This is a genomic window from Variovorax sp. SPNA7 (assembly GCF_033807855.1).
Taxonomy (GTDB): Bacteria; Pseudomonadota; Gammaproteobacteria; order Burkholderiales; family Burkholderiaceae_C; genus Variovorax; species Variovorax beijingensis.
Genome location: NZ_CP138513.1, coordinates 1,136,230 through 1,153,074, shown reverse-complemented (window position 1 = coordinate 1,153,074; position 16,845 = coordinate 1,136,230). Strand labels below are relative to the sequence as shown.

17 protein-coding genes are annotated in these 16,845 nt (G+C 66.9%); 12 read left to right on the top strand and 5 right to left on the bottom strand.

Translation table 11 applies throughout. The features are described 5' to 3' along the window. Together RZE77_RS05190 and RZE77_RS05185 are read right to left on the bottom strand one after the other, a co-directional pair. Positions 1-981, bottom strand: a complete 981-nt coding sequence (locus tag RZE77_RS05190) for an ABC transporter permease (protein ID WP_012746238.1) — start codon at positions 979-981, stop codon at positions 1-3. 198 nt (positions 982-1,179) lie between these two features. Then, the gene (locus RZE77_RS05185; protein WP_319440983.1) at positions 1,180-2,367 is read right to left on the bottom strand and encodes a porin; all 1,188 of its coding nucleotides are present in this window, start codon (positions 2,365-2,367) and stop codon (positions 1,180-1,182) included. A gap of 282 nt (positions 2,368-2,649) precedes the next feature. On the opposite strand from RZE77_RS05185, the gene coq7 reads away from it, so the two are divergent. Beyond that, the gene (coq7, locus tag RZE77_RS05180) at positions 2,650-3,279 is read left to right on the top strand and encodes a 2-polyprenyl-3-methyl-6-methoxy-1,4-benzoquinone monooxygenase (protein WP_319440982.1); all 630 of its coding nucleotides are present in this window, start codon (positions 2,650-2,652) and stop codon (positions 3,277-3,279) included. A gap of 12 nt (positions 3,280-3,291) precedes the next feature. Here coq7 and RZE77_RS05175 read toward each other — a convergent pair whose 3' ends face one another. Next, positions 3,292-3,741: an OsmC family protein gene (locus RZE77_RS05175; protein ID WP_124960948.1), complete on the bottom strand. Its 450-nt coding sequence runs from the start codon at positions 3,739-3,741 to the stop codon at positions 3,292-3,294. 266 nt (positions 3,742-4,007) lie between these two features. Here RZE77_RS05175 and RZE77_RS05170 point away from each other — a divergent pair, with 266 nt between their 5' ends. Further along, complete coding sequence (locus tag RZE77_RS05170; protein ID WP_319442308.1) at positions 4,008-5,267, top strand: porin; 1,260 nt, start codon at positions 4,008-4,010, stop codon at positions 5,265-5,267. Positions 5,268-5,359: 92 nt separating this feature from the next. Here the strand turns inward: RZE77_RS05170 and RZE77_RS05165 are convergent, their stop codons facing one another. Beyond that, the gene (locus tag RZE77_RS05165; protein WP_319440981.1) at positions 5,360-6,490 is read right to left on the bottom strand and encodes a hypothetical protein; all 1,131 of its coding nucleotides are present in this window, start codon (positions 6,488-6,490) and stop codon (positions 5,360-5,362) included. A gap of 50 nt (positions 6,491-6,540) precedes the next feature. Between RZE77_RS05165 and ilvA the strand changes: the two genes are divergently transcribed. Beyond that, entirely contained in the window at positions 6,541-8,154 is a 1,614-nt protein-coding gene (gene ilvA / locus RZE77_RS05160; RefSeq protein WP_041945445.1) for a threonine ammonia-lyase, biosynthetic, read from the top strand. Positions 8,155-8,169: 15 nt separating this feature from the next. Here the strand turns inward: ilvA and RZE77_RS05155 are convergent, their stop codons facing one another. Then, entirely contained in the window at positions 8,170-8,814 is a 645-nt protein-coding gene (locus RZE77_RS05155; RefSeq protein WP_319440979.1) for a type II secretion system protein N, read from the bottom strand. A gap of 49 nt (positions 8,815-8,863) precedes the next feature. Here RZE77_RS05155 and gspG point away from each other — a divergent pair, with 49 nt between their 5' ends. The 9 genes from gspG (at position 8,864) to gspD (ending at position 16,842) form a co-directional block, all read left to right on the top strand. Next, positions 8,864-9,304 carry a type II secretion system major pseudopilin GspG gene (gene gspG, locus RZE77_RS05150; RefSeq protein ID WP_018903564.1) on the top strand — a complete coding sequence of 147 codons (441 nt, stop codon included), beginning with the start codon at positions 8,864-8,866 and terminating at the stop codon, positions 9,302-9,304. Next, positions 9,279-9,743 carry a GspH/FimT family pseudopilin gene (locus RZE77_RS05145; RefSeq protein ID WP_319440978.1) on the top strand — a complete coding sequence of 155 codons (465 nt, stop codon included), beginning with the start codon at positions 9,279-9,281 and terminating at the stop codon, positions 9,741-9,743. The genes gspG and RZE77_RS05145 overlap by 26 nt, the downstream gene beginning before the upstream one ends. Further along, on the top strand, positions 9,740-10,114 hold the full coding sequence (gene gspI, locus RZE77_RS05140; protein WP_319429994.1) for a type II secretion system minor pseudopilin GspI: 375 nt from the start codon (positions 9,740-9,742) through the stop codon (positions 10,112-10,114). Before RZE77_RS05145 ends, gspI begins: the two co-directional genes overlap by 4 nt. Then, entirely contained in the window at positions 10,114-10,797 is a 684-nt protein-coding gene (locus tag RZE77_RS05135) for a PulJ/GspJ family protein (RefSeq protein ID WP_319440977.1), read from the top strand. The genes gspI and RZE77_RS05135 overlap by 1 nt, the downstream gene beginning before the upstream one ends. Beyond that, on the top strand, positions 10,794-11,792 hold the full coding sequence (gspK, locus tag RZE77_RS05130; protein ID WP_319440976.1) for a type II secretion system minor pseudopilin GspK: 999 nt from the start codon (positions 10,794-10,796) through the stop codon (positions 11,790-11,792). Before RZE77_RS05135 ends, gspK begins: the two co-directional genes overlap by 4 nt. A gap of 136 nt (positions 11,793-11,928) precedes the next feature. Continuing rightward, the gene (gene gspL / locus RZE77_RS05125) at positions 11,929-13,140 is read left to right on the top strand and encodes a type II secretion system protein GspL (RefSeq protein ID WP_319440975.1); all 1,212 of its coding nucleotides are present in this window, start codon (positions 11,929-11,931) and stop codon (positions 13,138-13,140) included. Then, on the top strand, positions 13,137-13,670 hold the full coding sequence (gspM, locus tag RZE77_RS05120; RefSeq protein WP_319440974.1) for a type II secretion system protein GspM: 534 nt from the start codon (positions 13,137-13,139) through the stop codon (positions 13,668-13,670). The genes gspL and gspM overlap by 4 nt, the downstream gene beginning before the upstream one ends. A gap of 11 nt (positions 13,671-13,681) precedes the next feature. Next, complete coding sequence (gene gspN / locus RZE77_RS05115; protein WP_319440973.1) at positions 13,682-14,482, top strand: type II secretion system protein N; 801 nt, start codon at positions 13,682-13,684, stop codon at positions 14,480-14,482. A gap of 2 nt (positions 14,483-14,484) precedes the next feature. After that, positions 14,485-16,842, top strand: coding sequence for a type II secretion system secretin GspD (gene gspD / locus RZE77_RS05110; RefSeq protein WP_319440972.1), 2,358 nt, complete (start codon positions 14,485-14,487; stop codon positions 16,840-16,842). The last annotated feature ends 3 nt before the right edge of the window (positions 16,843-16,845 follow it).

The following is a 16,845-nucleotide window of genomic DNA, read 5'->3' as shown; positions in this document are numbered from 1 at the left end:
TCAATGTCCTCCCGCCTTGCCCACGCGCAGCCGCGGATCGACCACGAAGTACAGCAGGTCGACCACCAGGTTGATCACCACGAAGATCAAGGCAATGAGGCACAGGTAGGCCGCCATCACCGGCACGTCGGCAAAGGTCACGGCCTGGATGAACAGCAGTCCCATGCCGGGCCACTGGAACACCGACTCGGTGATGATCGCAAAGGCAATGAGGCCGCCGAGCTGCAGGCCCGTGATGGTCATCACCGGCACCAGCGTGTTCTTGAGCGCATGGCCGAAATGGATGGCGCGGTTCGTCAGGCCGCGGGCGCGCGCAAACTTGATGTAGTCGGTGCGCAGCACCTCGAGCATCTCGGCGCGCACCAGCCGCATGATCAGGGTCAGTTGGAAGATCGCGAGCGTGACGGCCGGCAGGATGATGTGATGCCATCCGTCGGCCCGGAACAGGCCGCTGCTCCACCAGCCGAACTGCACGGTCTCCCCGCGCCCGAAACTCGGAAACCAGCCCAGCATCACCGCAAAGACCAGGATCAGCAGGATGCCGATCAGGAAGGTGGGCAGGGACACGCCGAGCAGCGACACGGTCATGAACACCTGGCTCAGGAAGGTGCCGCGGCGCAGCGCGGTGTACACGCCCATCGGGATGCCGATGAACAGCGCAAGTACGGCCGCCACCAGCGCGAGCTCGAGCGTGGCCGGAAAGCGCTCGCCGATGAGGCGCGAGACTTTCGCGCCCTGGCGCAGGCTCAGGCCGAACTCGCCCTGGGCCGCATTGACGAGAAAGTGCCAGAACTGCACGAAGAAGGGCTGGTCGAGCCCCAATGCGGCGCGCAGCTCGCGGATCTGCTCGGGCTTGGCGTCCTGGCCCAGCAGAAAGACGACGGGGTCGCCCACATATTGGAAGAGAAGAAAGGCGATGAACGCGACCGCGATCATGACGATCACGGCCTGGATCAGGCGGCGCAGGACGAAGGCAATCATTCAGCAAACGAAGTGAACAGGCATGCTAGCAGTGCAAGGTGCGTGCCCGCACGGTGATTCCCCGGGGGTGCACGCGGATGGTGCGCTTCGGATGCACCAATGCAACATCAGCGAAGCCACAAATAAAAAAGCCACTCGACTTTCGTCGAGTGGCTTTTGAGTCTTTCGATTCAAAGCTGGCGCAAGGCCAGCCTCGAATTAGAAAGCGTGACGGATACCGAAGTCGTAGCCGGTGGAGTTCTTCGGGGTGAAGACGGCGTTGTTGATGAAGGCCGGGCCACCAACGGTCAGAGCTGCACCGTTCTTGTTGCTCACGCGAGCGATCGTTGCGTACAGAGCCGTGCGCTTCGACAGGTTGTGCACGTAGCCCAGAGCCAGCTTGCTGGCCTTCGGGTCTGCAACCGACGGTTCGAACGGCAGTTGGACTTCGTTGAAGTCGTACTTGACGCGCGAATACGAAGCGCGGATCAGGCCAGCACCGACCGGCACGGTCACGCCGAGCAGGTAGCCGGTGAGGTCGACGTCTGCAGCAGCTGCGAACGGGGTGACTTCGTAGTCGACCTTGTTCTTGGTGCGCGACACTTCGCCGAAGAGCTTCACGGGACCGAAGTCATACGAAGCGCCGAGGTTCAGGGTGTTCAGCTTCGTGGTCGTGCCAGCGTAGAACTGATCGCCGATCGTGCTGCTGCCGTAAGCGATTGCGACATCCAGAGGACCGTTCGCGTAGCCGAAGCGGCCAGCGATGTTACGGCCGGTGCGCGAGTTGTTCGCGACGTTAGGCGTAGCGGTGCCCGGATCGTACTTGGTCTTCTCGTGGAAGCCGTACTGCAGCTGACCGTAGAAGCCACCCAGGTTCGGCGGCAGGAAGTAGCCGATGGTGTTGCTTGCGCGGGTGGGGTGACCGAAGTCGGCGACAGCCGTCTGGATCAGGTTGGTGCCAACGCCGTTGGTGCCGAACGGATCGAACACGGTGTTGTTCCAGAACGTGGGGGTGTAGTCACGGCCGAGGCGGACTTCACCGAAACCACCCGACAGGCTCACGGTCGAACGACGGTTGAACGTCGAAACGCCGGTAGCGCCGTCATCATTGGTGATCGGGGCTTCGAGCCAGAAGCTGGCTGCCAGGCCACCACCGAGGTCTTCCGTACCACGGAAGCCCAGACGGCTGGAGTTGTAGCCCGAGTTAGCCAGTTCACGACGGCTGACCTTGACGCTGCCTTGGTTCAGGTAGAACGGGTTCAGGAACGTGGCACCGTTCAGGTCACGCGAGGTGCTCGAATAGCTGCTGATCGAAGCGTCGACCACGCCGAACAGCGTGACGGACGACTGAGCCGAGGCAACACCGGCAACAGCCAGGGCAGCCAGAGCAACTAGAGATTTTTTCATTGCAAGTTTCTCCAAGGTTAAACATAGGGCTCCGGTGCGAAGGGCTCACCGTGACTGGCACTTTTGTGCTCCCACCGGACCCCGGGCCAACCTCCTTTTGGGAAGTTGATGCTATTGCACCAGAGCCGCTGCGGCAGGGCAAAACAAATCGCCCGAAATCTCCAGCGGCCCACGCGTTTCGTTGCAGTCCTGCAACAAAGGACTTTGGCGTGCTCACAAACCACCATATGAAATGAAGCAACTGTTTCGCGCTGCTCTTTCCGCATACGTTCAAATACGGGCATGACTTCCACGCTCGACCCCGTCCTGACTGCGGCTGATGCGGCATTGCGCACTCTTTTTGCCCGGCCCCATGCAACACGGGCCACGCCCGCGCCCATCCAGGCGCCGGGCGAGATGACCGATTCGGAGCGCCGCGAGGCCGGGGCATTGATGCGGGTGAACCACGTGGGCGAGGTGTGCGCCCAGGCGCTCTACACCGCCCAGGCCGCGGTGGCGCGCGACCCTGTCCTGCGGGCCCGCCTGCTCGAGGCCTCGCACGAAGAAACCGATCACCTGGCCTGGACGCGCCAGCGGCTGGACGAACTCGGCGCCCGGCCGTCCGTGTTGAACCCGCTCTGGTATGCAGGTGCCTTCGGCCTGGGCTTGGTGGCCGGACGCCTGGGGGATCCGCTCAGCCTCGGGTTCGTTGCAGAGACCGAACGCCAGGTGGAAGCCCACCTGGAGAGCCATCTCGGCCGCCTGCCGGCCGCCGACACTGCTTCCAGGGCCGTGGTCGAGCAGATGAAGATCGACGAAGCGCAGCACGCCGCACAAGCCATCGATGCCGGTGCGGCGGAACTGCCGGCCCCGGCCAAGGCCCTGATGCGGCTCGCCTCCCGCGTGATGACCACGGTGGCGCACCGGATCTGAGGCCTGGCGGACTCAGGTTTCGATCAGGTCGAAGCTGGTGGTGATCTCGGCGGTCTTCGCGAGCATGATGCTGGCCGAGCAGTAGGTTTCGTGGCTCAGGGCAATCGCACGCTCGACGGCGGCGGCAGGAATGCCCTTGCCCGCCACGGTGAAATGCATGTGGATCCTGGTGAAGACCTTCGGGTCCTTTTCCGCGCGCTCGCTGGTCAGCTTGACGCTGCAGCGCTCGACGCGGTGGCGGCCCCGCTTCAGTATCAGCACCACGTCGTAGGCAGTACAGCCGCCCGTGCCCGCGAGCACGGTTTCCATGGGCCTGGCCGCCAGGTTCTGGCCGCCGTTCTCGGGCTTGGCGGCGTCGGGCGCACCGTCCATCATCAAGACGTGGCCGCTGCCCGTCTCGGCCACGAAACCCATGGCCGAGCGCGTTCCGGCATCGCCGGTCCAACTTACTGTGCATTCCATCTGTGTCAGATCCATTCAGGATGTTCAGCAAAAAATCACGCCGACATCCATTTGTGTGTGGGAAAAGCGTCACTTGCTTGTTGCAACGCAACAAACAACCGATATACTTTATTTCATGGCGTACGAAACCGTGCGCACCAGTTGTCTCCTCCACCCTTCCAATTGGTGGATTTAGCCCCGAGCTGCAAGGCTCGGGGCTTTTTTCTTTCCCCGACCTGCAGCGCTGCGGGTCCACTCTAGTTTTTCGGGCCTGAAGGGCAGTTGCTCTGGCTGCCCTGGCTGTTGCCGGTGTTGCCTCGGCTCAGTCGTCCGTCACGCTGTTCGGCGTGGTCGACGCTTCGATCAGCGGCTATTCGAACAGCTCGCGCGACCTGAACAACGGCGTGACGTACAACGCCCTGGGCTTCCCGGTCGCCTATGACCCGTTCTATGTCAACCGGGGCAGCGTCAGGACCAGCAGCCGCGGCCTGACGAATTCGGGCTACAACTCCAGCCGTCTGGGCTTCCGTGGCACGGAAGACCTCGGTGGTGGCCTGGCAGCCAGTTTCTGGCTCGAAGCCCCAATCACCAACGACGACGGCCAGACCGGTGTCTCGACGTTCGCTCGCCGTTCGACCGTGAGCCTGTCAGGTGGTTTCGGTGAAGTCCGCCTCGGCCGTGACTACACCCCGACCTTCTGGAACGACACCGTGTTCGATCCGTTCGGCGCCAACGGTGTTGGCACCAACCTGGTTTCGACGGCCAACAGTGCTTTCAGCGCATTCCCTGGTTATGCCAGCGCCAAAACCGCGCTGGTGAACACCCCCAGCATCCCTGACGTCGGTGGCAGCAACTATTCTCGCGCCAGCAACAGCATCGGCTATTTCCTGCCGCCAAACCTGGGTGGTTTCTACGGCCAAGTGATGTATGCCTTCAGCGAGAAGACCAAGTACAGCCCCGGCCTGGCCACGCCTGATGTCACGAACAACTCGCGCCAAGGCCGTTACGTTGGTGGCCGCTTCGGCTACGCCAATGGCCCTCTGGACGTTGCATTTTCCTATGGCAGCAGCACGATTGCCGACGGCTACTATCTCGGCGTGACGAGCAAGATCAACACGGCGAACCTCGGCGCTTCATATGATTTTGGTCCTGTGAAGCTCTTTGGTGAAGTTTCGAGAGCCAAGAACCATATCGACCTCGGCGGCACTTCTGAACCGTATGCCGCGTATGTTCCCGAAGCCGTTCTGAAGGGGTATCTGCTTGGCGTGACTGTGCCCGTTGGCGCGGGTCTGATTCGCGCGTCGTACTCCGCCGTCAAGGTGAACCGCGATATGGATGATGGTCTTGCAGACCCGAAGGCCAACAAGCTGGCTCTCGGCTACGTGCACAACCTGTCGAAGCGCACGGCCCTGTACGCAACGATCGCTCGCGTGAGCAACAAGAACTATGCAAATCTGACCGTCGGCGGCCCGAAGTTCATCAGCAACGACATCTTCACCCCGAAGACCTCGACCGGCTACGACTTCGGCATCCGCCACGCCTTCTGATCGCGGCCTGATTCCCAATGCTGGCTTCAGCCAGTTCGGATCAATCCAGTATCAAGCCGCCCAGCGCAAGCCGGGCGGCTTTTTGGCTTTGCTCAATTCGCGCGGCCACGCCTGCTTTGCAGCAACCCCACATTCATTTCTCCGCTCAGAACCGAAGCGTAGAAACGTTCGACCATGTTGACGCTCGTGCGCGCATTGCGCGCCAAGGTCAGCATGTCGATGCCCTGCCCGTACAAAAGCCGCAAGGTGATGGCGGTATGGCGCAGGCAATAGAGCGTCCTCGACTGGCCCTGCGGCCCTTTCTGGAGCGACGTTGCTTCCAGCGCCCAATGGAAAAGAAAGTTGAGCACGGCCAGCGCATGCTCGCGGTTCTTCAATTGCGGCATGAAGATGTAGTCTTCCGCACCGCCAAAGCCCTGCTCGCGGCGATGCGCGAGCAGGCATTCATAGACCCGCACCGCCGGGCGCAGGCTCACGATGGGCTGGCTGTGCCGCTTGGTTTCGGGCAGGTTCATTCGCAGATAGACGTGCTTGCCGCGCACGATGTCGATGTGCCTGTGCTTCATGAGCTTGATGTCGCTCGGGCGCACGAAAGTATTGACCATCCAGCGGATCAGCCATGGCAGTTCTTCCGGCATGACGAGCAGTTCACGCGCAATCCAGAAGCGCTCGCCGGAGGCCAGTTCGTCGAGCACCGGATGCGGCTGCCCGCGCAGTCGGCGCGCAGCCGCCACCACGGCCCGGTACTCCGCAACGCTGAAGCTCCCGCGCGGCTGGCTGCGCACCTTGACCTTCGGGAAGGCAGGTGCGTCGCGAAGCACGCCGATGTTCACGCCGTGCATCAACACCTTTCGCAGCAACACAAGGTACTGCGCGATCGTCGTGCTGGTGAAGCCCTGCGCTCCAAGGTGATCGATCAGGCGCTGCGCATCGGAAGTAGCGAATGCCTGCGCCGGCACAGAACCCAGCAAAGGAATGATGTGCGCGCGCAATCTGTTGCCCATCACCTGCCAGGTCGGCCGTCCGATTTCGCCTCGCTGCACGCGCGCCGCTTCTGCCTGCATCAACCCTTTGGAAAGGTCGATGACAAAAAGGGTTAACAGATTTTGCTCATTTGTTAAATGACTGGCGGGCGCCTCGCTCGCGGGATAGCTGCGCGCAAAAAAACCGGAATCGTTCGCGGCCGGGGCTCTCTGGATGAGGTTTATGACATTTGTGTCCATGCCATATCCCGTACGCAATCCCGATGCCTCTTATCATCGTCATTTATCAATTGAAAACTCCCTTGGACAAAACCGTGCGCGACGTACCTGTGCCGGCACTGACGCCCGCCGACTATCTCAGAAAAATTTTGAACGCCCGCGTTTACGACGTGGCGGTCGAATCCGCGCTCGAGAAAGCCAATGCACTGAGCGAACGGCTCGGCAACACGGTGCTGCTCAAGCGCGAAGACCAGCAGCCGGTGTTCAGCTTCAAGCTGCGCGGCGCCTACAACAAGATGGCGCATCTCTCGGCCGAGCAGCTCGCGAGTGGCGTCATCTGCGCATCGGCCGGCAATCACGCGCAAGGCGTGGCGCTGGGCGCGCGCAAGCTGGGTGCGCGCGCGGTGGTGGTCATGCCGGTGACCACGCCCCGGCTCAAGATCGATGCGGTGCGCGGCTTCGGCGGTGAGGTGGTGCTGCATGGCGACAGCTATTCCGATGCCTACCTGCATGCGCTCGAGCTGCAGGCGCAGCAGGGCCTGACCTTCGTGCATCCCTTCGACGATCCCGACGTGATCGCGGGCCAGGGCACCATCGCCATGGAAATCCTGCGCCAGCACCAAGGCCGGCTCGACGCGGTCTTCGTGGCCATCGGGGGCGGCGGGCTCATCTCGGGCGTGGCCAACTACATCAAGGCGGTGCGTCCGGAGATCAAGGTGATCGGCGTTCAGATGAACGACTCCGACGCCATGATGCAGTCGGTGGCAGCGCGCCAGCGCGTGAGCCTGCCCGACGTGGGACTGTTTTCGGACGGCACTGCCGTCAAGCTGGTGGGCGAGGAAACGTTCCGCATCGCCAGCAATCTGGTCGACGAGTACATCGCGGTCGACACCGATGCGGTCTGCGCGGCCATCAAGGACGTATTCGTCGACACCCGCAGCATCGTGGAGCCGGCGGGCGCGCTCGCGGTGGCCGCCATCAAGCAGTACGTGGCCGGGCACGGCCGCCACGGCGAGACCTATGCGGCCATCCTGTGCGGCGCCAACATGAACTTCGACCGGCTGCGCTTCGTGGCCGAGCGCGCGGAGGTCGGCGAGGAGCGCGAGGCGCTGTTCGCGGTGACCATTCCCGAAGAGCGCGGCAGCTTCCGCCGCTTCTGCGAACTGGTGGGCGAAATGCCGGCCAGCGAATCGCAGGAAACGGGCTCGGCCGGCGGCGCGCTGCGCAACGTGACGGAGTTCAACTACCGCATCAGCGACGCGGCCAAGGCGCATGTGTTCGTGGGCCTGACCACGTCGACGCGCGGCGAATCGACGACCATCGCGCAGACCTTCATTGCCCACGGCTTCGACGCGCTCGACCTCACGCACGACGAGCTCGCCAAGGAGCATCTGCGGCACCTGGTGGGCGGGCGCACGGGGCTTGCACACGACGAGCGGCTGCTGCGCTTCGTGTTTCCGGAGCGCCCGGGCGCGCTGCTCAAGTTCCTGAGCCTGATGCGGCCGAACTGGAACATCAGCCTGTTCCACTACCGCAACCAGGGCGCCGACTACGGCCGCATCCTGGTGGGTTTGCAGGTGCCGGCCGGCGACGCGGCCGCCTTCGACGACTTCCTCGAAACGCTGGGCTATCCCTACGTCGAGGAAACGGCGAATCCGGCGTACAGGCTGTTCCTGCAGGCCTGAAAGGCCGCCCGGCTCTTATTGCTGCGCAGGCTGCGCGGACGGTTGCTGCGCAGAATCTGACGGCGGCGCTTGCGACGCCTGTGACGGTGCAGTTCCGCCGGCAGGCGGCGCCACCACAGGAGGCACCGTGGCCGGAAAAAGCCCGCTGGGCCTGGCCGATGGCGTTGGCGAGGCCGGCAAACCCGTCGGAGCGGGACTGCCGAAACTGATCGGCGCGCGCACGGGTAGCTGCAGCGTGAAGGCCGCCGGTCCTTCCGCACTGGTACCCAGCGTCGCCGCGCGCACCCCGACCGACTGCAGCACGTAGTTGTCGCCCACGCGCGAACCGACGCGGAACGGACGCGGCGGCTTGCCGTCGATGGAGATCAGGGCAGCGCCCTGGTTGAACGGATCCGCCACCACACCCGACAGCGCAAAGCGGCTGGCCGCCTCGGGTGCGGCGGGCGCCGCGTCGGCCGCCGAAACCACGCCGAGCAGCCGCGCGACCGCATCCGCGTCGGCCGAGACCGCTGCCCGGGGCATGGTGGCCGCCGCGGCCACGGGCTCGGGCGGCGCCGCGAACCGCAGCCCCCAGAACACCGCTGCTCCGGCGGCCAGCGCCCACAGGCCCGTGGTTGCAACGGGGGCATGCCAGTGCGCAGCGGAATAGGGACTTGTCATGGCCGCGGATTATCATGCAGCGCGCCTTCCGAACCATGTCATTCAAGCTATGAAAAAAATCCTACGCGACGCCACCCGTGCTGCCCAGCGCGGCTTCACGCTGATCGAGCTGATGGTGGTGCTGGTCATCATCGGTGTGCTGGCCGCGCTGATCGTGCCGAACGTGATCGAGCGCGCCGACGACGCCCGCGTGACCGCCGCCAGGACCGACATCAACAACCTGATGCAGGCGCTCAAGCTCTACCGCCTGGACAACCAGCGCTATCCCACGGCCGAACAGGGCCTGCAGTCGCTGCTGGTGCGCCCGACCGCCGGGCCGGCCGCGCCCAACTGGAAACCCTACGTCGAGAAGCTGCCGAACGATCCGTGGGGCCATCCGTACCAATACATGAATCCGGGTATCAAGGGCGAAATCGACGTGCTCTCGCTCGGCGCCGATGGCCAGGCCGGCGGCGAGGGCAAGAATGCCGACATCGGCAGCTGGCAGTAGGCGCACGGGCGGCTTCACGCTGCTCGAGCTGATCGTGGTGATCGCGATCATCGCGATCGCAACGGCCAGCGTGAGCTTCGCAATGCGCGACACCAACGCGGCCCGGCTCGACCGCGAGGCCGACCGGCTGGCCGCGCTGCTCGAATCGGCCCGCGCCCAGTCGCGCGCGAGCGGCGTCGCGGTGCGGTGGCGCCTCGTGGAGGGCGGCAGCTTCGTGTTCGACGGCCTGCCGCCCGATGCCTTGCCCAGCGGCTGGGCCGCGAGCGGCATCAGCGCCACGGCTTCGCTGGTTGGCGGCGCGCCGGTGGCGGCGGTGCAACTGGGTCCCGACCCGATCATTGCCGCTCAGCAGATCGTGCTGTATTCCGAAGGCCCGCCCGCGCGCTCGCTGCGCGTTGCCACCGACGGCCTCAGGCCCTTCACCGTGAGCACGCCATGAGGTCGCGGCGCCATCCGGCATGCGGCGGATTCACGCTGATCGAAGTGCTGATTGCGCTGGGCATCGTCGCGCTGGCGCTCGCGGCGGGCTCGCAGGCCACGATGTCGCTCACGCGCAATGCGCAGCGCCAGTCCGACCTGCTGCTGGCCGACCTGTGCGCGGAAAACGAGCTCGCCAAGGCGCGGCTCGCCAGGCAGATGCCGGCGGTGGGCGATTCGGGCTCCATTTGCGTGCAGGCCGGCGTCTCGTTCAACGTGACCACCTCCACCATCGCCACGCTCAATCCCAACTTCCGGCGCGTCGACGTGCAGGTGCGCGACGAGGCCAACGCGCCGGTGCTGCGCATCTCGACCGTGGTGGGCCGCTTCTGATGCGACGCTTCGCAAGCCAGGGAGCCCGCGGCGGCTTCACGCTGATCGAGCTGCTGGTGGCCATTTCGGTGATGGCGCTGCTCGCGCTCGTGAGCTGGCGCGGGCTGGACAACATGTCGCGCGCCACCACGCTGAACCAGCAGCGCGCCGACGCAGTGCTGACGCTGCAGACCACGCTCTCGCAATGGGGCGCCGACCTCGACGCCGTGACCCCGATCGCGCAGACCCGCCCGATCGACTGGGACGGCCGCGTGCTGCGGCTCACGCGCCGCGGCAGCGATGCGGGCGCCCCCGCCATGCTGGTGGTGGCGTGGACGCTGCGCACCGGTGCCGACGGCACCCGCTGGCGGCGCTGGCAGTCGCCACCCTTTACCACGCGCGGCGAATGGCAGCAGGCGTGGAACCTGGCCGCTTCATGGGCGCAGGAAGGCGGCGGCGGCGACGTCGCCCTGATGCCGGCCACGAGCTGGCAGCTCTACTACTTCCGCGAGAACGCCTGGACGCCCGCGGGCGAACTGCCGGCCAGCGCGCCCAATCCGGCGAACCCGGCCAATCCCACCGGCGCCCTCGTGAACATGCCGGACGGCGTTCGCCTGGTGCTGACCCTGTCTCCGGGCGAGGGGCTGGCGGGCACGCTCACGCGCGACTGGGTCAAGCCCACGGTGGGAGCGCCGCGCTCATGACCGCATCCACGGTTTTTCGAACAATGGGGCAACGCCAGCGCGGCGCCGCGCTGCTCGCGGCCATGCTGACCGTGATGCTGGTCGCCACCTTCTCCGCCGCGGCGCTGTGGCAGCAATGGCGCGCGTCCGAAGTCGAGGCGGCCGAGCGCGGGCGCGTGCAGGCGGCATGGGTGCTGATCGGCGCGCTCGACTGGTCGCGCCTGATCCTGCGCGAGGACGCCCTCACCGGCGGGCCCGACCACTTGGCCGAACCCTGGGCCGTGCCGCTCGCGGAAGCGCGGCTCACGAGCTTTCTGTCGGCCGAGAAGAACGTGGCCAGCGACAACCTCGAAGGGCTGCCCGACGCCTTCCTGTCGGGCCGCGTGGTCGATGCGCAATCCAAGCTCAACGTGCTGTCGCTGGTCGACGGCAACAAGCCGGTGCCGGCCAGCATCGCCACCTTCACCAAGCTGTTCAATATCCTGGGCCTGCCGGCCTCGGAGCTCAGCGCGATGACGGCCTCGCTCGCGCGCGCGCTGGCCACCGGCACCGATGCCGCCGGCGGCGATGCCGGCGCGGCGCCGCTGATGCCGCAGGAGGTCTCGCAGCTGGTGTGGCTCGGCCTTTCGCCCTCGACCGCGGCCGCGCTCGAGCCCTACGTGACGATCCTCCCGATACGCACGCCGCTCAACATCAATACCGCGAGCGCCGAAGCCATCAGCGCCAGCCTGCCGTCGCTGAGCATCAGCGACGCGCGCCAGCTGGTGGAAAAGCGCACGCGCTCGTACTTCAAGCAGATTGCCGACGCCAACGCCGCGCTGCCGAACGGCGGCACGCAGTTCAACGCCGGCCAGCACAGCGTGGGCACCCAGTTCTTCGAGGTCTACGGCCGGCTGCGGCTCGACCGCACCTGGGTCGAGGAGCGCTCGCTGCTGCAGCGCGACGGCGTCACGGTGAAGACGATCTGGCGCAACCGCGGCGCCGGCCTTGCCACAGCCACTCCGGCTAAACCCTGAGTGCGGCTTCCTTTCCTCATTTCTGTTGCGTCAATACATCGTCCAGCGCCCGTCGCATCTACGTCAAACGCTACAAATAGAGTAGCAATAGCACCATCGGCGCACCCCTACAATCACCCGCCCTCCTGAAATCGAAATGACCCCGCTGCTGCTCATCGCTCCCCTCCCCCCGGCCGACGCCGCGGGCGAGTACGACTGGGCCCAGGCTGGCGACGACGGCATCGCCCTGCGCAACCATGGCCGCGCGCTGCTCGCACTGCTGCCGGCCAGCGCGGAAGTCACGCTCGGCATTCCGGCCGCGGCGCTGTCATGGCACCGCGTCACGCTGCCCAAGGGCAGCATGAACAGCGCGTCGAAGCTGCGCGCCGTGCTCGACGGCCTGCTCGAAGAGCATCTGCTCGACGATCCCGAGGCCCTGCACTTCGCGCTCGAACCCGCGGCCAAGGCCGGCGCGCCGGTCTGGGTGGCCGCCTGCAACCGCATCTGGTTGCGCACGCTGGTGCAGGGGCTGGAGTCGGCCGGACGGCGCGTGGTGCGCATCGTTCCCGAATTCGCGCCGCAGCCCGCGGACGGTCCGCCGCTGCTGCAGGTCACCGGCGAAGCCGAGGCGCCGCAGCTCACGGTGTGCGATGCCGACGGCGTGGTCTCGCTGCCGCTCACGGGCGCCGGGCTGGCGCTCGCCGCCGGCCTGCCGCTCGATACCGCCGTGATCAGCGCCGAGCCCGCCGTCGCGCAAGCCGCCGAGCACCTGCTCGAGCGCCGCGTGCCCATCGTGCAGGCGCCGCAGCGCTGGCTGCAGGCGGCGCGCTCGCCCTGGGAGCTCGCGCAGTTCGACCTGGCCGTGACGGGCCGTGCCCGCGCCGGCAAGAAATTTGCGTCGGTGGTGCAGACGCTGCGCTATGCGCCCGAGTGGCGCGCCGCGCGCTGGGGCATCGTGGCCCTGCTGCTGACCCAATTGATCGGCCTCAATGCCTGGGCCTGGAAAGAACGCAATGCACTCGAGGCCAAGCGCCAGGCCGTCAAGACCATGCTGACCCAGACCTTCCCGTCCGTGAAACTCGTGGTCGACGCGCCGCTGCAGATGGCTCGCGAGGTCGCGGCGCTGCAGCAGGCCGTGGGCGATGTCGCGGGCAGCGACCTCGAACCGATGATCGGCGCGCTCGCCCCCAATCTTCCGCCGGGCAAGACACCCAGCGCCATCGACTACAGCGCCGGCCAGCTGCGCCTGCGCGGCCTGGGCCTGCAGCCTTCCGAGCTCACGCGGCTCTCGGGCGCGATGGGTCCGCGCGGCTACAGCGTGCGCGCCGAGGGCGACCTGCTGCTGGTGCAGGCCGAGGCTGCGCGATGAACTTCGGCGAACAACTCCGGGCCCGCTGGGCCGCCCTCGAACTGCGCGAGCGGCGCATGGTCGCCATCGCGGCTGCGCTCGTGGCGCTCGCGCTGCTGTGGTGGATTGCGCTGGCGCCCGCGCTGCGCACGCTGGCCGCGGCGCCGGCCGACCATGCGCAGCTCGACGCGCAGCTGCAGCAGATGGCCCTGCTGCAGAACCGCGCCAAGGCGCTGCAGGCGCAGCCCCGGCTGAACCGTGACGACGCGCTGCGCGCCCTCGAAACCTCGGTACGCGAGAGCCTGGGCACCAATGCCCAGCTCATGACAGCCAGCGGCGATGGCGCCGCCACCATCACGATGCGCGCCACGCCGGCCGAGGCCGTGGCCCAGTGGCTGGCGCAGGCGCGCGGCAATGCGCACGCGGTGCCGCGCGAGGCCCACCTGACCCGTGCGGCCGCCGCGCCGCCGGCCGCCGGCAGCAAGGACCCGCAGCCCGCGAAGGTGCGCTGGGAGGGCACGCTCGTGATGGCGCTGCCCGCAGCCCGTTGAGCACGGCCCGCATGGTGACGCGTTCCTCCCTTGCCGAATCCGCGCCGCGCCGCGGCTGGCGCTGGGCCCTGCTCGGCATCGTGCTGGGGGCGCTGCTGGCGCTGGTGCTGTTCGCGCCGGCCCGCTGGCTGGCCACGGCGCTCTCGAACTGGAGCCAGGGCCGGCTGCTGCTTGTCAACCCGCGCGGCACGGTCTGGAACGGCACCGCGGCCGTGGTGCTTGCCAGCGGCGCCGGCGGCGCCGAGGCGGTGTCGCTGCCCGGCGCGCTCAACTGGCGCATGCGTCCGGCGTGGAGCGGCATGTTCGCCGTGCTCGACCTGCCCTGCTGCGCGGCCCGGCCGCTCCAGCTCAAGGCCAGCCCGCGCGCGAGCGGCATGCAGCTGCAATGGGGCGATGGCAGTTCGCGCTGGCCCGCCACCTTGCTGACCGGCCTGGGCGCGCCCTGGAACACGCTCAGGCTCGAGGGCACGCTCGACCTCTCCACCCGGGGCCTCTCGATGCAGTGGGACGGCCCCGTGCTGCGCATCGCGGGCCAGGCCACGCTGGACGCCACCGACGTGTCGTCCAGCCTCTCGACGCTCAAGCCGATGGGCAGCTACCGCCTCACGCTCGAAGGCGGCAGCCGCCCGAGCCTGCTGCTGAGCACGCGCGAAGGCAGCCTGCAGCTGAACGGCAGCGGCAGCTGGAACGGCACCACCTTTCGCTTCAATGGCGAAGCCAGTGCCGCGGCCGGCCGCGAAGACGCGCTTTCCAATTTGTTGAACATCATCGGACGGCGCGACAACGCGCGTTCGATCATCACCCTGGGTTGATCATGATGAAGCCACTGACTTCGCCCGGCAGCCGCCTCGCCGTCGTTGCACTCGCAGCGCAGATGCTGGTTGCCGCCACCTTGCTGCAGGCCGCGCCGCCCGTGTTCGCACAGTCCGGCGATGCGCCGCGCCGGGGCGAGCCCATCACGCTCAACTTCGCCAACGCCGACATCGAAGCCGTGGCCCGCACCATGGCGGTGGTCACCGGCCGCGACGTGGTGGTCGACCCGCGCGTCAAGGGCACAATGAACCTGGTGACCGACCGCGCCATTGCGCCGGCCGCGGCGTTCAACCAGTTCGCTTCCGCGCTGCGCCTGCAGGGCTTTGCGGTGGTGGAGGCCGAAGGGCTCTACAAGGTGGTGCCCGAAGCCGACGCCAAGCTCCAGACCCAGACCGTCAACACCGCCACGCCCAGCGCCGGCTCGGTGGCCGGCAACCAGATCGTCACGCAGATCTTCAGGCTCAACTACGAGTCGCCGAACAGCCTGCTGCCGGTGCTGCGCCCGCTCATTCCGCCCAACAACACAATCAACGTGAACCCGGGCAACAACTCGCTCGTGATCACCGACTACGCGGACAACATGCGCCGGCTGGCGCGCATCATCGCGGCGCTCGACGTGCCCAATGCGTCGGACATCGAGGTGATCCCGCTCAAGCATTCGATCGCCACCGACATGCTGCCGCTGATCACCCGGCTGGTCGACGGCAGCGGTTCGGGCGCCACGCCGGGCGCCCCCGCGCCAGGGGTGGCCGATGCGTCGTTCCGTACCACCTTGCTGGCCGACCCGCGCAGCAATGCGCTGATCCTGCGCGCGGCCAATCCGGCGCGCGCGGCGCTGGTGCGCACGCTGGTCCAGAAGCTCGACCGCGCGCCCGCCGAGAGCAGCAACGGCGCGGCCGGCAACATCTACGTGGTCTACCTGAAGAACGCCGATGCGGTGCGGCTGGCGGCCACGCTGCGCGCCGCCATGGCGGCCAACCAGCTGCCCGGCACGCCGGGGGCCCCGGGTGCGGCCGGAGGCGGCGGCGCACCGCAGCAGCAGCAAGCCAACATGCAGCAGGCCATGCCGGTGAACCTCAGCGGGCAAGGCGGCGGCTCGGCGGCCGCCAACGCACCGCTCAACAATGCCAACCAGCCGTCGACCGGCGGACAGATCCAGGCCGACCCGTCGACCAACTCGCTGATCATCACGGCGCCCGAGCCGCAGTACCGCCAGATGCGTGCCGTGATCGACAAGCTCGACGGCCGGCGCGCGCAGGTCATGATCGAGGCGCTGATCGTCGAGGTCAGCGCCAAGAAGGCCGCCAACTTCGGCGTCCAGTGGCAGAGCGCGCTGGGCAACAACGCGGTCATCGGCACCAATTCGAGCCTGGCCAGCGCCAACATCCTGGCGCTGACGCAGGCGCTGGCCACGCGCGACGTGGCCAACGTGCGGCCGTCGTCGGGGCTGAACCTCGGCATTGCCGGCAAGATCGGCGGCCAGTACATCCTGGGCGCGATCGCGAACTTCTTCAACAGCGACGGCGATGCCAACGTGCTCTCCACGCCCAACCTGCTGACGCTGGACAACGAAGAGGCCAAGATCGTCATCGGCCAGAACGTGCCCTTCGTCACGGGCCAGTACGCCAGCACCTCGGGCTCGGTGGGCATCAACCCGTTCACCACGGTGGAACGCAAGGACGTGGGCCTCACGCTGCGCGTGCGCCCGACCATCAACGAGAACGGCACCGTGAAGATGACCATCTTCCAGGAGACCTCGACCGTCGACGGCAACACCATCAACAACCCCAACGGCCCGACCACCAACAAGCGCTCGATCGAATCGAGCGTGCTGGTGGAAGACGGCGGCCTGGTCATGCTCGGCGGGCTGCTGTCGGACGACTACGGCAACACGGTCGAGAAGGTGCCGGTGGCGGGCGACATCCCGGTGCTCGGCAACCTGTTCAAGAACGAGATCCGTACGCGCAACAAGAGCAACCTGATGATGTTCCTGCGCCCCGCGGTCATGCGCGACGGCGCCTCCACCGAAGCCTTTGCCTATGACCGCTACGACGAGATCCGCGGCATGCAGCAGCGCACCCAGCCGAACACCGACAACATCATGCTGCGCGGCGTGGATGCCGCCCCCGTGCTGCCGGAGGCACCGCTTCCGCGCTCGGGCGGCCGCGACACCAGCAGCAGCAGCAGCAGCAGCAGCAGCAGCAGCAACAGCAACAGCAGCGGCAGCGACCGCATCCAGGGCACGCAACTGATCCCGCCGCCGCGCCCGCCCGCCGACACGCGCACCCTGCGCCCGAGCCCGCTGCGCGGCGCGCTGCCGCCCACGGCCGATCCGACCAGCTCGCGCGAACTGCCCTGAAGC

Excerpts from the sequence above, each read along its gene's own strand:
- RZE77_RS05190 (WP_012746238.1), bottom strand. The coding sequence starts at position 981 with ATGATTGCCTTCGTCCTGCGCCGCCTGATCCAGGCCGTGATCGTCATG.
- coq7 (WP_319440982.1), top strand. The coding sequence starts at position 2,650 with ATGACTTCCACGCTCGACCCCGTCCTGACTGCGGCTGATGCGGCATTG.
- gspD (WP_319440972.1), top strand. The coding sequence starts at position 14,485 with ATGATGAAGCCACTGACTTCGCCCGGCAGCCGCCTCGCCGTCGTTGCA.
- gspG (WP_018903564.1), top strand. The coding sequence starts at position 8,864 with ATGAAAAAAATCCTACGCGACGCCACCCGTGCTGCCCAGCGCGGCTTC.
- gspM (WP_319440974.1), top strand. The coding sequence starts at position 13,137 with ATGAACTTCGGCGAACAACTCCGGGCCCGCTGGGCCGCCCTCGAACTG.
- RZE77_RS05135 (WP_319440977.1), top strand. The coding sequence starts at position 10,114 with ATGCGACGCTTCGCAAGCCAGGGAGCCCGCGGCGGCTTCACGCTGATC.
- gspI (WP_319429994.1), top strand. The coding sequence starts at position 9,740 with ATGAGGTCGCGGCGCCATCCGGCATGCGGCGGATTCACGCTGATCGAA.
- RZE77_RS05185 (WP_319440983.1), bottom strand. The coding sequence starts at position 2,367 with ATGAAAAAATCTCTAGTTGCTCTGGCTGCCCTGGCTGTTGCCGGTGTT.
- RZE77_RS05145 (WP_319440978.1), top strand. The coding sequence starts at position 9,279 with ATGCCGACATCGGCAGCTGGCAGTAGGCGCACGGGCGGCTTCACGCTG.
- RZE77_RS05165 (WP_319440981.1), bottom strand. The coding sequence starts at position 6,490 with ATGGACACAAATGTCATAAACCTCATCCAGAGAGCCCCGGCCGCGAAC.
- gspK (WP_319440976.1), top strand. The coding sequence starts at position 10,794 with ATGACCGCATCCACGGTTTTTCGAACAATGGGGCAACGCCAGCGCGGC.
- gspN (WP_319440973.1), top strand. The coding sequence starts at position 13,682 with ATGGTGACGCGTTCCTCCCTTGCCGAATCCGCGCCGCGCCGCGGCTGG.
- RZE77_RS05155 (WP_319440979.1), bottom strand. The coding sequence starts at position 8,814 with ATGACAAGTCCCTATTCCGCTGCGCACTGGCATGCCCCCGTTGCAACC.
- RZE77_RS05175 (WP_124960948.1), bottom strand. The coding sequence starts at position 3,741 with ATGGAATGCACAGTAAGTTGGACCGGCGATGCCGGAACGCGCTCGGCC.
- gspL (WP_319440975.1), top strand. The coding sequence starts at position 11,929 with ATGACCCCGCTGCTGCTCATCGCTCCCCTCCCCCCGGCCGACGCCGCG.